Raw genomic sequence first — 12,968 nt, 5'->3', positions numbered from 1 at the left:
TGGAACCATGTGTAGCTGTGACCGGAGGGGGAAACGCATGGAAGCCCGCATTGAAAAAATCAAGCAGCATCTGCAGTCTCAGGGCTACAAGCTGACTCCGCAACGGGAAGCAACGGTGAGAGTACTTCTGGAGAACGAAGAGGATCATCTTAGCGCGGAAGACGTTTTTATGCTCGTAAAGGATAAAGCTCCGGAGATCGGCCTCGCAACCGTGTATCGGACTTTGGAGCTTCTGAGTGAAATGCATGTCGTAGAAAAGATGAATTTCGGCGATGGCGTCGCTCGTTATGATTTACGTACGGATAATAACAAACACCATCATCACCATCTCATATGCGTGAAATGCGGCTCCATGTCGGAAATTATGGAAGATTGGCTTTTACCGCTGGAAGAACGTGTGGAGCGGGAGTACGGCTTCACGGTGCTCGATCACCGGCTGGATTTTCAAGGGATCTGCGCCAAGTGCCAGAGCGACCATCCGCCGCAAACCGAAACTAATTAATGATAGATAGCAGGCTATCCGGAAGAGAGATCTTCCGGGTAGCCTGCATTTTTGTTCTTCGGGTTAGTGGAGGATATAATTGTAAAAGCAGGAGAAATTGCAAACAGCTTAGAAATTAAAAATGTATAAAACCTGCAGATAAAAAGGAGGTCTGAAAAATGTCGATCTATGATTATTCGGTCCGGCAGCTAAATGGTGTAGAAACGGGTATGAGCTCCTATCGGGATAAAGTGCTTCTCATTGTGAATACAGCCAGTCAGTGCGGATTTACGCCGCAATACGCCGAGCTTCAAAAGCTGTACGAAACTTACCGTGAGCGGGGGTTGTTCGTGCTCGGATTTCCATGCAACCAATTCGGAGCACAGGAGCCGGGCAGCGCTGAGGAAGTTGCCGAGTTTTGCAGCATCAATTACGGCGTCACTTTTCCGATGTTTGAGAAGACGCTGGTGCAAGGACCGGACGCCCATCCGCTATTTCAGTACTTGACCGGCGAAACGGACGGGGAGATCAAGTGGAATTTCACGAAGTTTCTCGTAGACCGCAATGGCCGGGTCGTGCAGCAATACGATTCTTCGGTGAAACCGTTGGAAATTGCACCTGATCTAGAAAAGCTGCTGTAATAATATCATTCTTACTTAGCATTAAGAGCAAAGTGAGTCTACATTTTCTGGGAGGAATTCATTTTGATTATCGGAGTACCGAAAGAGATCAAAAATCAAGAAAACCGGGTGGCGTTGACGCCGGCCGGGTGCAGTATGCTTCAGGAACAGGGTCATGCCGTCATCGTGCAGCACGGTGCGGGAGAGGGCAGCGGCTTTTCGGATGAAGAATACGCGGCAGCGGGTGCGGAGCTGGCCGCGCAGCCTGCAGATGTTTGGGGTCGCGCTGAAATGATCATCAAGGTTAAAGAGCCGCTTCCTGAGGAGTACAACTATTTTAGGAGTCAGCAAATCCTTTTTACTTACCTTCATCTTGCCGCGGCGCCGGAGCTGGCTCAAGCATTGGCTGATCGGCAAGTGACGGCCATCGCCTACGAAACGATCCAAATGCCTAACGGCAGCCTGCCGTTACTTACGCCGATGAGCGAAGTGGCGGGGCGCATGTCGGTGCAGGAAGGCGCCAAATATCTGGAGGCGTTCCAAGGCGGTCGCGGCGTTCTGCTCGGCGGTGTGCCGGGTGTTCCTCCGGCGGAAGTCATCATAATCGGCGGAGGGATCGTTGGAACGAATGCGGCCAAGATGGCTCTCGGTTTGGGTGCCGATGTCGTCGTTCTGGAGAAAAACGGCGACCGGATCCGCTACCTGGATGATGTGTTCCAAGGACGCCTCCGTACGCTGATGAGCAACCCTCACAACATTGCCAACGCGGTACGCAAAGCGGATCTATTGATCGGCGCTGTCTTGGTTCCGGGAGCCCGCGCGCCTCGTTTGGTGACGGAAGAAATGGTTAAGACAATGAAAAAAGGCGCCGTTATCGTTGACGTTGCAGTAGATCAAGGCGGCTCCATCGCGACGATAGACCGGACGACAACGCACGAGAATCCTATTTATGAGAAGCACGGAGTTATCCATTACGCTGTCGGGAATATGCCTGGCGCTGTGCCGCGCACATCAACCTTGGCCTTGACGAATGTAACGATTGACTATGTCATGCAGCTGGCAGCAAAGGGCTTTAACGAATCCGTAAAGGCAAATGCCTCGCTGGCACTTGGTGTTAATAGCTATAAAGGGGCGCTCACTCACCCCCAAGTGGCGGATGCGGTTGGAATGCCGTATACGCCGATTGCAAGTTTGTTGTGACATGATTTGGCCCCGTCTGTCATACCGTTTAGAAGCAAGCGGACTAGGCGGGGGGACGGGAAATGAAGGATCCGTTGGAAAAATGGTGGGAGCGTCTGCAGTTCACGCTCCTTTTTCTTGCGTTAACCGTATTTATCCATGGCTTATTCGGCTGGTTTAACAGCTGGCTGAGGGTTGAGGATCCTTACAAGGTGCCGGAAGGGAGAGCCGCCAAAGTGTTTCAATCCGGACAAGGCAACGACCCTTCCGGGTCGCCGGGGGATCGGCTGCGCTTATTTTTCTGGTACGGGGAATAAGGAATGCTTACAGGGAGAGAAATATGTGAATATGCAAAGCTGGCTGCAGCCATTCGCGGCTTATTTAATAGAAAAGCGGGGAGTCGCGCCAAGTACGGGGCAGAGCTATCAAAGCGATATGGCTGATTTTCTGGCCTATACGGATTTGCAGCAAATTCGCGAGCCGGATGAACTTAAACCGCACCATATTACAGCCTATTTGAACGAGCTTCGGCAGCAAGGAAGGTCGACAGCGACGATATCCCGCCGTATGGTTACCATTCGGACTTTTTGCAAATTTCTAGCGCTGGAGAGAGCTGTGAGCTATAATCCTGCGATGCAGCTGGAGAGTCCGAAAGCGGACAAAAAAACCCCGGCTGTTTTGACCTCTTCGCAGCTGGACAAGCTGCTGCAGCTGCCGGATACGGCAAAGGAGCACGGACTTCGGGACCGTGCGATATTGGAGGTTCTTTACGCGACGGGCTTGAGGGTTTCCGAGATGACGTCGCTGAATGTGGAGCATGTCCGGCTTGATATGGGCTTCTTATTATGTTTGGGTTCCGGCGGAAGGGAAAGAATGGTACCTATCGGTTCGCATGGGGCGTTCTGGGTTACAAGGTACTTGAAAGACGCCCGGGGCCGGTTATTGTACGATGCCGAAACCGAACAAGACGCATTGTTCGTCAATGCTGCGGGTCGGCGCTTGACCCGCCAAGGATTTTGGAAGATCATAAAGAAATACGCGGATCAACTCGGTGTTCAGATGACACCTCATACGCTCCGGCACTCTTTCGCCGCTCATATGCTGGAGAATGGCGCGGACGTTCGTGCGGTACAGGAGATGATGGGGCACTCGGCCCCGTCGTCGACTCAGATCTATCAGGCGGCGGCGAAGCTGAAGATCAAAGAGGTGTATGACCGCAGTCATCCGCGGGCGCGTTCCGATTAAACTCTCTTATTTCTCTAACAAAAAAGGGGAACACCGGCAATGGCATTCAAAAAATAACCGTTATTGTGTTAGACAGCGTTGGAATCGGTGAGCTTCCGGACGCCGCCGCTTACGGTGACGTCGGAGCTCACACGCTTGGGCATATTGCTCAGCACGTCCCTGAGCTTGCTTTGCCCAACCTGAGACGGATGGGCTTGGCGAATATCGCGCCGATCGGGGACTGGAAACCTGAGCTTTCACCGATCGGCTATTATGGCAAGATGGCGGAGGTATCCGTAGGCAAGGATACGATGACCGGCCATTGGGAGCTTATGGGCTTGCGCATCGATACGCCTTTTCGCACCTTCCCGGACGGTTTCCCCCAGGCGCTGCTGGAAGCATTCGAGAAGGAAACGGGAAGGCCTGTGATCGGCAACAAGCCGGCATCCGGAACGGAAATCCTGGACGAGCTCGGTGAGCAGCAAATGAAAACCGGCTCATGGATCGTGTATACTTCGGCGGACAGCGTTTTTCAATTGGCCGCGCATGAAGAGATCATACCGCTCGAAGAGCTGTTCAGGGCGTGCGAGATTGCGCGGAGATTGACGCTGACTGACGAATTCTCGGTTGGCCGAGTCATTGCCAGACCATACATAGGACAGCCGGGAGCTTTCAAACGGACTGCCAACCGCCACGACTACGCAGTGAAACCGCCGATGCCAACCGTTCTGAACGCACTCAAAGATAACGGTCGGGACGTCATCGCTGTCGGCAAGATCAACGATATTTTCACAGGGGAGGGCATCACGCGCGCAATCCATACGAAAAGCAACGCGGACGGAATAAGCGTGACGATACGAGAAATGAAATCGGACTTCCATGGACTGTTGTTCACCAATCTTGTCGATTTCGACTCCCTGTACGGTCATCGCAGAGATCCGGAAGGCTATGGGCGGGCGTTGGAAGAGTTTGATCGAGCCGTGCCCGATTTAATGTCGGCGATGAGCGAAGACGACTTGCTGGTCATTACCGCCGATCACGGTAACGATCCGGTTCATGCCGGCACGGATCATACCCGCGAATATGTGCCGCTTCTGGCGTGGAGTCCGGGCTTGGGGTCCGGATCGCTTGATGTTCGTCCCAGTTATGCTGATCTGGCTGCTGCGATTGCGGATAATTTTAATGTCGAGTTCAATACACACGGTCAAAGTTTTATGCACTTGATCAAATAACGAGTGAGGGAGAGAGAGGTTCATGGTGCACGCATCATCCAAAGCGGTCATTGACGAGGCGGCTCAATTCATTTCATCCAAAACGAGCTTGCGGCCGGAAATCGGTCTGATTCTAGGTTCCGGTTTAGGTGTTCTGGGAGACGATCTGGAAGACGCCGTAACAATCGATTATGCCGACATTCCTCATTTTCCGGTCTCCACGGTGGAAGGCCATGCCGGAGAGCTGATCATCGGAAAGCTGCAGGGAAGGAACGTCGCTCTCATGCGGGGGCGCTTCCACATGTATGAAGGATATGAACCGGAGAGAACCGCGCTGCCTGTGCGGGTAATGAAAGCGTTGGGCGTAACCGCGCTGCTGGTCACCAATGCGGCCGGCGGGGTCAACCTTGATTATAAAGCCGGAGATTTGATGATCATTTCGGATCATATCAACCTAACGGGGCGCAACCCTCTTGTCGGTCCGAATGACAACGCGCTGGGCGTGCGGTTTCCGGATATGTCGGAGGCATACAGCCGCCGATTGCGGCAAATTGCGAAGCAGACGGCTTCGAGCTTGGGTTTTGAAGTACAGGAAGGTGTGTATGTCGGCTTGCTCGGACCGAACTACGAAACGCCGGCGGAAATCCGCATGCTTCGCACATTGGGCGGGGATGCCGTCGGCATGTCGACCATCTCGGAAGTTATCGTGGCGAGACATTCAGGCATGGAAGTGCTGGGAATATCCTGCATCAGCAACATGGCGGCAGGTATTCTCGACCAGCCTCTATCGCATGCGGAAGTCATGGAGACAACCGAACAGGTAAAAGAAAAGTTCCTGTCCCTCGTGCTCACGCTGCTGCCGCAAATGTAAAAGAACTTCGCGAAAAAGCCAGGCTATGTCTGGCTTTTTCTATGCCCATTTTACAATTACGTTCGGGCAGTTTAATCCCGCTGATGTCCCGGCACGCAGACCTGGGCGCAAGCATACGATGTGTTATGCGATGGCAGCCGAAAGGGGGGAATACGGGATGCTTACGGGTGTGCAGGTCGTCCTGGTTGGCGGAGATGCCCGCCAATTGGAAGTGATACGTCGTCTTACGGAGCTGGATGCCGCCGTCATACTGGCCGGATTCGATCGGCTCGATACACCGTTGAACGGAGTTTTGAAAACGGAATGGACGCCGGACATATTAGCACATGCCGACGCATTGGCTTTACCTGCGGTGGGAACGGAAGATGACGGTACGATTCCGACCATTTTCACCGAACAGGAAATGAGATTATCGGATGCGCATATGGCCGCTATGCCCAAGAGCTGCAAAGTGATTACAGGAATGGCTAAGCCGTATTTACGTAAGCTTTGCGAGAAACATCACGTAGAGCTGATCGAGCTGTTCGAACGCGACGACGTAGCCATTTACAACTCGATTCCGACGGCTGAAGGCGCTTTGATGATGGCGATCCAGAATACGGATATCACGATTCACGGCTCATACTGTATGGTGCTCGGTCTTGGAAGAACCGGATTTACGCTAGCTCGCACGTTACAGGCTTTGGGTGCTCGTGTGAAGGTTGGAGTGAGGCGGGACGACTCGTTCGCACGTGCGTTCGAGATGGGTTTCGAACCGTTCAACATGCCTGATTTGGCGCGCCAAGCGGGGAATATCGACTTGATTTTTAACACAATTCCGACTATGATAGTCACAGCACAAGTGATCGCTCAACTTCCCCTTGGCGCATGCATTATCGACCTGGCATCGAAGCCCGGCGGCACCGATTTCCGCTTCGCCGAGAAGAGAGGAATCAAGGCGCTGCTAGCGCCCGGATTACCCGGAATCGTGGCTCCGAAGACAGCAGGTCGGATCATCGCGAATAGTCTTATCCAGATCATTCTGGAAGACAGCCGACGGGGGAATATACAATGAATTGGAATGGAATTACAGTAGGGTATGCGCTGGCCGGTTCACATTGCACATTGCCTGAAGTGATGCCGCAAATTCAAAGATTCGTTGATGCCGGAGCCAATGTTGTGCCGATCGTCTCCAGTACAATCATGACTACCGATACGCGCTTCGGCACATCGGCTCATTGGCAGGAGACGCTTCGTAATATCACAGGCAACGAACTCATAGCTTCAATAGTAGATGCAGAGCCGCTCGGACCGTCCAAGCTTCTGGACGTGCTGACGATTGCGCCCTGCACCGGCAATACGACAAGCAAATTGGCGAACGCGATGACGGACGGACCGGTATTGATGGCCGCTAAAGCCCAGATGCGCAACCAGCGCCCGCTGGTGCTTGCCATCTCTACTAACGACGGCTTAGGGCTGAACGCTGCCAACATTGCGAAACTACTAATTATGAAAAACGTATATTTTGTCCCTTTCGGACAGGACAATCCGCAAGCGAAGCCCAATTCTCTCGTAGCTCGAATGGATTTGGTGATGGAAACTTGCGAGGCTGCCTTACAAGGCAAACAACTGCAGCCTTTACTCATTGAGCGGTTCCAATACGCTTAAATTATATCTGCGTTACCTGAGGGGAGAAAGAAACCAAATGTCGACACAAACGTTGTTTAACGTCGCCGTCGTTGGAGCGACAGGCGCCGTTGGGGAACAAATTCTGAGGTTGCTTGAACAACGCAATTTTCCGATTGCAACGATAAAGCTGCTCTCTTCAGCGCGTTCCGCGGGTAAGACGATTGAATTTAAAGGCCGGCAGCTGACGGTTGAGGAAGCGACGCCGGAAAGCTTTCGCGGTGTAGATATCGCTCTGTTCAGCGCCGGCGGTGATGTGAGCAAAGCGCTCATTCCGCATGCGGTGGAACATGGCGCCGTATGTATCGATAATACGAATGCATACCGCATGGATCCTGAAACTCCGCTGGTCGTACCTGAAGTGAACATGGACAAAATCAGCGGCCACAAAGGGATTATCGCGAATCCGAACTGTTCCACGATTCAGATGGTCGCCGCATTAAAGCCGCTTTACGATCGCTACGGCATCTCACGGATTATCGTATCCACTTACCAAGCGGTATCGGGTGCGGGCTCACGCGCTATAGACGAGCTGCAGCGCCAATCGCAAGAGGTATTGTCAGGCAATGACGTGAAGCCGGATATGCTCCCCGTTTCTTCTTTGCCGGTCAAGCATCAAATCGCTTTTAACGTGATTCCGCAAATCGACAAATTTCAGGACAACGGATTTACACTAGAAGAGATGAAAATGATCCGTGAAACGCAAAAAATCATGGGTGACGACTCCATTGAGGTAACGGCGACTTGCGTGCGCGTACCGGTCGTCTACGGCCATTCCGAGTCGGTATATGTCGAGCTGAAAAAAGACTTCGACGTACAGGAAATCAAATCACTGCTTTCCGATGCTCCCGGCATTGTGCTTGTCGACGATCCGTCGACCCAGCAATACCCGCTGGCCACAGATGCTGCAGGCAAGAACGATGTTTTCGTCGGGCGTGTGCGCCGCGATCTGTCGAATCCCCGTGCGCTTAACATGTGGATCGTTTCAGACAATTTGTTGAAGGGCGCCGCTTGGAACGCAGTTCAAATCGCAGAATACATCGCTATTCCACAAAGCTAATCAAGATGAGTCGCCACAATCCTTTCTTTTCTACCTCATCGGTTGGAATTGGGCAGAGCGGAGGAAGATAAGATGGACATTATCGTGCAAAAATTCGGCGGGACGTCGCTGTCCGACGAACAGAGTCGGCGCCACGTCCTCCGTCATATTTTGAGGGAGAATCGAGCGGGACGGAGTGTTGTCGTCGTCGTATCCGCTATGGGAAGACGCGGAGAACCTTATGCCACGGACACGCTTTTGGATCTCGTCAGCCAGAACGGCGGCACGCTCCCAACGCGGGAAAGAGATTTGCTCCTCTCTTGCGGCGAGTTGATTTCCGCTGCGACCCTATGCAGCCTGTTGAACTCGGAAGGTCTGCCGTCGGTCGTATTAACGGGAGGACAGGCCGGGATCGTTACGGATGATCGCTATGGCGCTGCCCGGATCGTGAAGATCAATACAGATTCGATCGTTCAGCATTTGACCGAGGGCCGGATAGTGGTCGTCACAGGTTTTCAAGGAATGACGCCTGAGGGTGAAATTACGACACTTGGCCGTGGCGGAAGCGATACTTCCGCAACAGCTTTGGGAGCGGCGCTGGGAGCGGTCGTTGTCGACATTTACACGGATGTTGACGGTATCCTCACTGCGGATCCTCGCTGGGTCAGCAACGCTCGTCATTTGCCTGTGGTGAGTTACGAGGAAATTTCAAACATGGCGCAGAACGGCGCGAAAGTTATTCACCCTCGGGCTGTAGAAGTTGCGATGAAAGCCGGAGTGCCGATACGCGTGCGCTCTACCTTTTCGGATAGTGAAGGTACACTGGTGACACGCGGTGAGTCGCTTCGCAACGGCGGAGTTTGGACGGACCGTACGGTTACGGGTCTCGCTCACGTCAGCGGGGTTACCCAGCTCTCGGTTGTCGATGAAAACGGGCCGGCGGATTTGCAGATGCGGGTGTTTCGAACGATGGCCAAGAATGGAATCAGCGTGGATTTGATCAACGTCATGCCGACCGGCGTATATTATACGGTATCTAAGAACGATACCCCATCCGCAATACAGCTGTTGAGTGAACTCGATTTTAAGCCGCAAGTTCGTGAAGGATGCGCGAAAGTATCTGTCATCGGGGGCGGAATGAACGGAGAGCCCGGTGTCATGGCGGTGATCGTGGAAGCGCTGACGAATGCAGGTATCCGAATTTTGCAATCGGCAGACTCGAATACGACAATATGGGTGCTTATATCTGAAGCGGATTTGGCTCCTGCGCTGGAAGCTCTGCACACGGCATTCGGACTTCATCTTTCTTAAAGAGGCAGGGACAATTTAGAGGAGGAAAGGCGTATGAGTTTCGGACGATTGATTACGGCAATGGTTACTCCTTTCAACGAACAGCTGCGAATCGACTGGGATACGACGGCCAAGCTGATCGATTATTTGATCGAAGAGCAGAAGTCGGACAGTCTGGTTATCGCGGGGACAACCGGGGAATCCCCGACTTTGAAGGACGAAGAGAAGCTGGAGCTGTTTCGTTTTGCCGTGAAGAATGCTGCGGGAAGATGCCGAATCATTGCCGGCACGGGCAGCAACGATACGGAGCATTCCGTTCATTTGACTCAAGCTGCGGAAGAAGCAGGGGTAGACGGCGTATTGCTTGTCGCTCCTTACTATAATAAGCCCAACCAGGAAGGGCTGTACCAACATTTCAGCACGATCGCCCGGTCCACGAATCTGCCGGTCATCCTCTATAACGTGCCTTCGCGCACTATAGTGAGCCTCTCCGTTGAAACGACGCTGCGTTTGGCCGAGCTGCCGAATGTGGCGGCTACGAAGGAATGTGCCTCAATCGAACAAATTACGGAAATCGTCAAAGGTGCTCCTGAGGGCTTCCTTGTATACAGCGGAGACGACGGGATTACCCTGCCTGCTTTGGCCGTAGGCGGTCACGGCATTGTCAGCGTGGCAAGCCATCTTATCGGAGCGCAAATGAAACGAATGATTTCCGCTTACTTAACGGGGAATGTGCAGGAAGCTGCTGCTCTTAACAGCGAATGCTTTCCCTACTTTAAAGGCTTATTCAATTGCCCGAACCCGGTACCGAACCCGGTTGCCGTCAAATACGCGCTGACGCTGCGCGGCTTGCCTGTCGGGGGCGTACGTCTCCCGCTGGTCGGCGTGAACGAAACGGAAGCTCAATTCCTGAAACAATTGGTTCAACAATAGCTGTGGTGTCGTCGGCCGATCGCCTCTGTCCTCCTTGGGAAAACCGACGTCCTCCGGATGTCGGTTTTTCGGTTTCTTTAAGGGAAATATGGGGACATTATTACGGATGAACTGCTCCACCCGGCGATCTTGTATTTGGTGTTTTGCTTCATGTATAATGATTGAGAGTGATTGGGTGCGGCGAAAAATTTGCAAATTGACAATTTCATATCGATCGGGATCGTCGAAACAATTTGGGAGGTACTAGACTTGTCCAAGAAAAACAACCAAGACAAATTACTGATTTTCGCGCTCGGCGGCGTTGGCGAAATCGGCAAAAACATGTATTGCATCCAGTATGGTGACGACATTGTGGTCGTTGACTCTGGATTGAAATTTCCGGAAGAAGAGATGCTCGGAATCGACGTCGTTATCCCGGATATCACGTATCTCCTGGAGAATCGTGACAAAGTACGGGCGATTCTGCTCACCCACGGCCATGAGGACCACATCGGCGGTCTGCCGTATGTGCTGAGGCAGTTGAATGTCCCGATCTACGGAACCAAGCTTACGCTCGGTTTGGTCGAAAACAAGCTGAAGGAAGCCGGTCTGCTCGGTGACACGAAACGGCATCTGATCAATGAATCGTCCGAGCTCCAGCTTGGTACGATCAAAGCCACGTTCTTCCGCACGAACCACAGTATTCCGGATTCCGTCGGCGTGTGCATGGAAACACCGGAAGGTATTGTCGTTCACACCGGAGACTTCAAGTTCGACCATACTCCAGTCAACGAGCAGTATGCCGACTTGCAAAAGATGGCGGAGATCGGAAGCCGCGGAGTATTGGCGTTGCTGTCGGACAGCACAAATGCGGAACGTGCCGGGTTTACTCCTTCGGAGAGCAATATCGGCAAAGAATTCGAAGAGATTTTCCGCAGCGCCAAACAGCGTGTCGTTGTCGCCACTTTTGCGTCGAACGTGCATCGCATTCAGCAGGTTATCAATGCCGCAATGGAAACCCGCCGCAAAATGACGGTTATCGGCCGGAGCATGGTGAACGTAGTGACCATTGCGTCCGAACTCGGCTATCTTAACATCCCGGACGGAATGCTGATCGAGCCTGAGGAAGTGAACAAGCTTCCTGCGGATCGTGTCGTGATTCTGTCAACGGGCAGCCAAGGCGAGCCGATGTCGGCGTTGACCCGGATGGCGCGTTCGACTCACCGCAAGGTGGATATTTTGCCGGGAGACACAGTCATTATTGCTGCCACTCCGATTCCAGGCAACGAGCGTTATGTCGGGCGTACAGTGGATGAATTGATGCGCCTCGGCGCCAGCGTTATCTACGGACCCGGCTCGATTTCCGGTGTTCACGTTTCCGGTCACGGAAGCCAGGAAGAGCTCAAGCTGATGCTGAATCTTATTCGTCCGCAATATTTTATTCCGATTCATGGTGAGTACCGCATGCTGCGCCATCACGCATTGCTCGGAGAAGCGGTCGGCATTCCGAAGGATAATATTTTCCTGCTGGATAACGGCGACACAGTGGAGCTGCAGAACGGCCAGGCCCGCAAAGCGGGTAAAATTCCGTCAGGTAACGTCCTGATCGACGGGCTTGGCGTCGGAGATGTCGGTAACATCGTGCTTCGCGATCGGAAGCTTCTGTCACAAGACGGAATTCTTGTCGTCGTCGTTACGCTGAGCAAGCAAGACGGGACGATCCTGTCCGGTCCGGATATTATCTCGCGCGGCTTTGTATATGTGCGCGAATCGGAAGGCTTGCTCGAAGAAGCGAATCGGATCGTAACCGGAACCCTGCAGAAATTAATGAGTGAGAAAGTGAACGAATGGGCGTCACTGAAGACGAACGTCAAAGATGCGCTCGGCCGTTTCCTGTATGAACAAACAAAAAGAAGACCGATGATCTTGCCGATCATTATGGAAGTGTAAACGGATTTAAGATCACCCCACACTCGCTAAAACCGTTCCTGTCCGCGCCAGCGGATCGGAACGGTTTTTTTTATTTTGCGTCTGTGCTGTCAAGAAGCCCGCCTGGCTGAACGGATTAAATTGGCGGCGTCCGCCCATACTATGTCAAGCTGTCAGACCGTATGCCCAAGTCCAGCGGTATGATGTCAAGTCCCTGATTCGTGAGAATTGGAAATTTTCTTGGCTATAGTGCGCACGAGTCAAAGAAAATAGACGCATCAAACCAAGCCCAGCAGAAAATGAGGTTGAATACCAGATTTTTACTGGGAATTCATAAAGGACTTTGGCAAAGGAGGCCGTTATTCCTCTTCGCGATTCACCTTCCTTCGAGGCGTGTAGAGTTGGCCGTTGCGTAGCAGCACATCGACCAGACGCACAAGTTTTCTTGCCGTTAAGACGAGGGCGCGTTTGTGTTGGTGCTTGGGTACTTCTTTGAACTTCTTCCGGTAGTACTCACCGAATTCCGGATCGCGGTTTTTCACCGAGT

13 protein-coding genes and 1 pseudogene are annotated in these 12,968 nt (G+C 52.7%); 13 read left to right on the top strand and 1 reads right to left on the bottom strand.

Features of this window, described 5'->3' with window-relative positions:
* Positions 1-37: 37 nt before the first annotated feature.
* The 13 genes from fur to SD71_RS19695 all read left to right on the top strand — a co-directional run bounded on the left by fur (position 38) and on the right by SD71_RS19695 (position 12,442).
* Positions 38-502 carry a ferric iron uptake transcriptional regulator gene (gene fur, locus SD71_RS19755; RefSeq protein WP_041067154.1) on the top strand — a complete coding sequence of 155 codons (465 nt, stop codon included), beginning with the start codon at positions 38-40 and terminating at the stop codon, positions 500-502.
* A 158-nt stretch (positions 503-660) separates the two neighbouring features.
* The gene (locus SD71_RS19750; protein ID WP_041067151.1) at positions 661-1,122 is read left to right on the top strand and encodes a glutathione peroxidase; all 462 of its coding nucleotides are present in this window, start codon (positions 661-663) and stop codon (positions 1,120-1,122) included.
* A 63-nt stretch (positions 1,123-1,185) separates the two neighbouring features.
* Positions 1,186-2,301 (top strand): alanine dehydrogenase, encoded by a 1,116-nt coding sequence (gene ald / locus SD71_RS19745; protein ID WP_041067148.1) that lies wholly within the window; start codon positions 1,186-1,188, stop codon positions 2,299-2,301.
* Between the two features lie 62 nt (positions 2,302-2,363).
* Positions 2,364-2,597, top strand: a complete 234-nt coding sequence (locus SD71_RS19740; protein WP_041067145.1) for a DUF4227 family protein — start codon at positions 2,364-2,366, stop codon at positions 2,595-2,597.
* Between the two features lie 31 nt (positions 2,598-2,628).
* Positions 2,629-3,525 carry a site-specific tyrosine recombinase gene (locus tag SD71_RS19735; protein ID WP_041067566.1) on the top strand — a complete coding sequence of 299 codons (897 nt, stop codon included), beginning with the start codon at positions 2,629-2,631 and terminating at the stop codon, positions 3,523-3,525.
* A 44-nt stretch (positions 3,526-3,569) separates the two neighbouring features.
* Positions 3,570-4,736, top strand: coding sequence for a phosphopentomutase (locus SD71_RS19730; protein ID WP_041067142.1), 1,167 nt, complete (start codon positions 3,570-3,572; stop codon positions 4,734-4,736).
* Between the two features lie 22 nt (positions 4,737-4,758).
* Entirely contained in the window at positions 4,759-5,586 is an 828-nt protein-coding gene (locus SD71_RS19725) for a purine-nucleoside phosphorylase (RefSeq protein WP_041067139.1), read from the top strand.
* A gap of 157 nt (positions 5,587-5,743) precedes the next feature.
* Positions 5,744-6,640, top strand: a complete 897-nt coding sequence (gene dpsA / locus SD71_RS19720) for a dipicolinate synthase subunit DpsA (RefSeq protein WP_041067136.1) — start codon at positions 5,744-5,746, stop codon at positions 6,638-6,640.
* Positions 6,637-7,233: a dipicolinate synthase subunit B gene (locus SD71_RS19715; RefSeq protein ID WP_041067132.1), complete on the top strand. Its 597-nt coding sequence runs from the start codon at positions 6,637-6,639 to the stop codon at positions 7,231-7,233. Before dpsA ends, SD71_RS19715 begins: the two co-directional genes overlap by 4 nt.
* A 37-nt stretch (positions 7,234-7,270) precedes the next feature.
* Complete coding sequence (locus SD71_RS19710) at positions 7,271-8,311, top strand: aspartate-semialdehyde dehydrogenase (RefSeq protein ID WP_041067129.1); 1,041 nt, start codon at positions 7,271-7,273, stop codon at positions 8,309-8,311.
* 72 nt (positions 8,312-8,383) lie between these two features.
* Positions 8,384-9,601 carry an aspartate kinase gene (dapG, locus tag SD71_RS19705; protein ID WP_041067126.1) on the top strand — a complete coding sequence of 406 codons (1,218 nt, stop codon included), beginning with the start codon at positions 8,384-8,386 and terminating at the stop codon, positions 9,599-9,601.
* A 33-nt stretch (positions 9,602-9,634) separates the two neighbouring features.
* The gene (dapA, locus tag SD71_RS19700) at positions 9,635-10,513 is read left to right on the top strand and encodes a 4-hydroxy-tetrahydrodipicolinate synthase (protein WP_041067123.1); all 879 of its coding nucleotides are present in this window, start codon (positions 9,635-9,637) and stop codon (positions 10,511-10,513) included.
* Between the two features lie 249 nt (positions 10,514-10,762).
* Positions 10,763-12,442, top strand: coding sequence for a ribonuclease J (locus tag SD71_RS19695; RefSeq protein ID WP_041067120.1), 1,680 nt, complete (start codon positions 10,763-10,765; stop codon positions 12,440-12,442).
* 338 nt (positions 12,443-12,780) lie between these two features.
* Here SD71_RS19695 and SD71_RS19690 read toward each other — a convergent pair.
* Positions 12,781-12,968 (bottom strand): annotated as a pseudogene (locus tag SD71_RS19690) (IS110 family transposase); the annotation flags it as partial.

The sequence above is a fragment of the Cohnella kolymensis genome (assembly GCF_000829465.1).
In the GTDB taxonomy this organism is placed as follows: Bacteria; Bacillota; Bacilli; order Paenibacillales; family Paenibacillaceae; genus Cohnella; species Cohnella kolymensis.
This window is presented reverse-complemented; position numbering and strand designations above follow the sequence as displayed.

Bases quoted from the DNA above. Each gene is read 5' to 3' on its own strand.
- SD71_RS19735 (WP_041067566.1), top strand. From the start codon at position 2,629: ATGCAAAGCTGGCTGCAGCCATTCGCGGCTTATTTAATAGAAAAGCGG.
- SD71_RS19710 (WP_041067129.1), top strand. From the start codon at position 7,271: ATGTCGACACAAACGTTGTTTAACGTCGCCGTCGTTGGAGCGACAGGC.
- SD71_RS19750 (WP_041067151.1), top strand. From the start codon at position 661: ATGTCGATCTATGATTATTCGGTCCGGCAGCTAAATGGTGTAGAAACG.
- SD71_RS19715 (WP_041067132.1), top strand. From the start codon at position 6,637: ATGAATTGGAATGGAATTACAGTAGGGTATGCGCTGGCCGGTTCACAT.
- SD71_RS19725 (WP_041067139.1), top strand. From the start codon at position 4,759: ATGGTGCACGCATCATCCAAAGCGGTCATTGACGAGGCGGCTCAATTC.
- dapA (WP_041067123.1), top strand. From the start codon at position 9,635: ATGAGTTTCGGACGATTGATTACGGCAATGGTTACTCCTTTCAACGAA.
- fur (WP_041067154.1), top strand. From the start codon at position 38: ATGGAAGCCCGCATTGAAAAAATCAAGCAGCATCTGCAGTCTCAGGGC.
- dapG (WP_041067126.1), top strand. From the start codon at position 8,384: ATGGACATTATCGTGCAAAAATTCGGCGGGACGTCGCTGTCCGACGAA.
- dpsA (WP_041067136.1), top strand. From the start codon at position 5,744: ATGCTTACGGGTGTGCAGGTCGTCCTGGTTGGCGGAGATGCCCGCCAA.
- SD71_RS19740 (WP_041067145.1), top strand. From the start codon at position 2,364: ATGAAGGATCCGTTGGAAAAATGGTGGGAGCGTCTGCAGTTCACGCTC.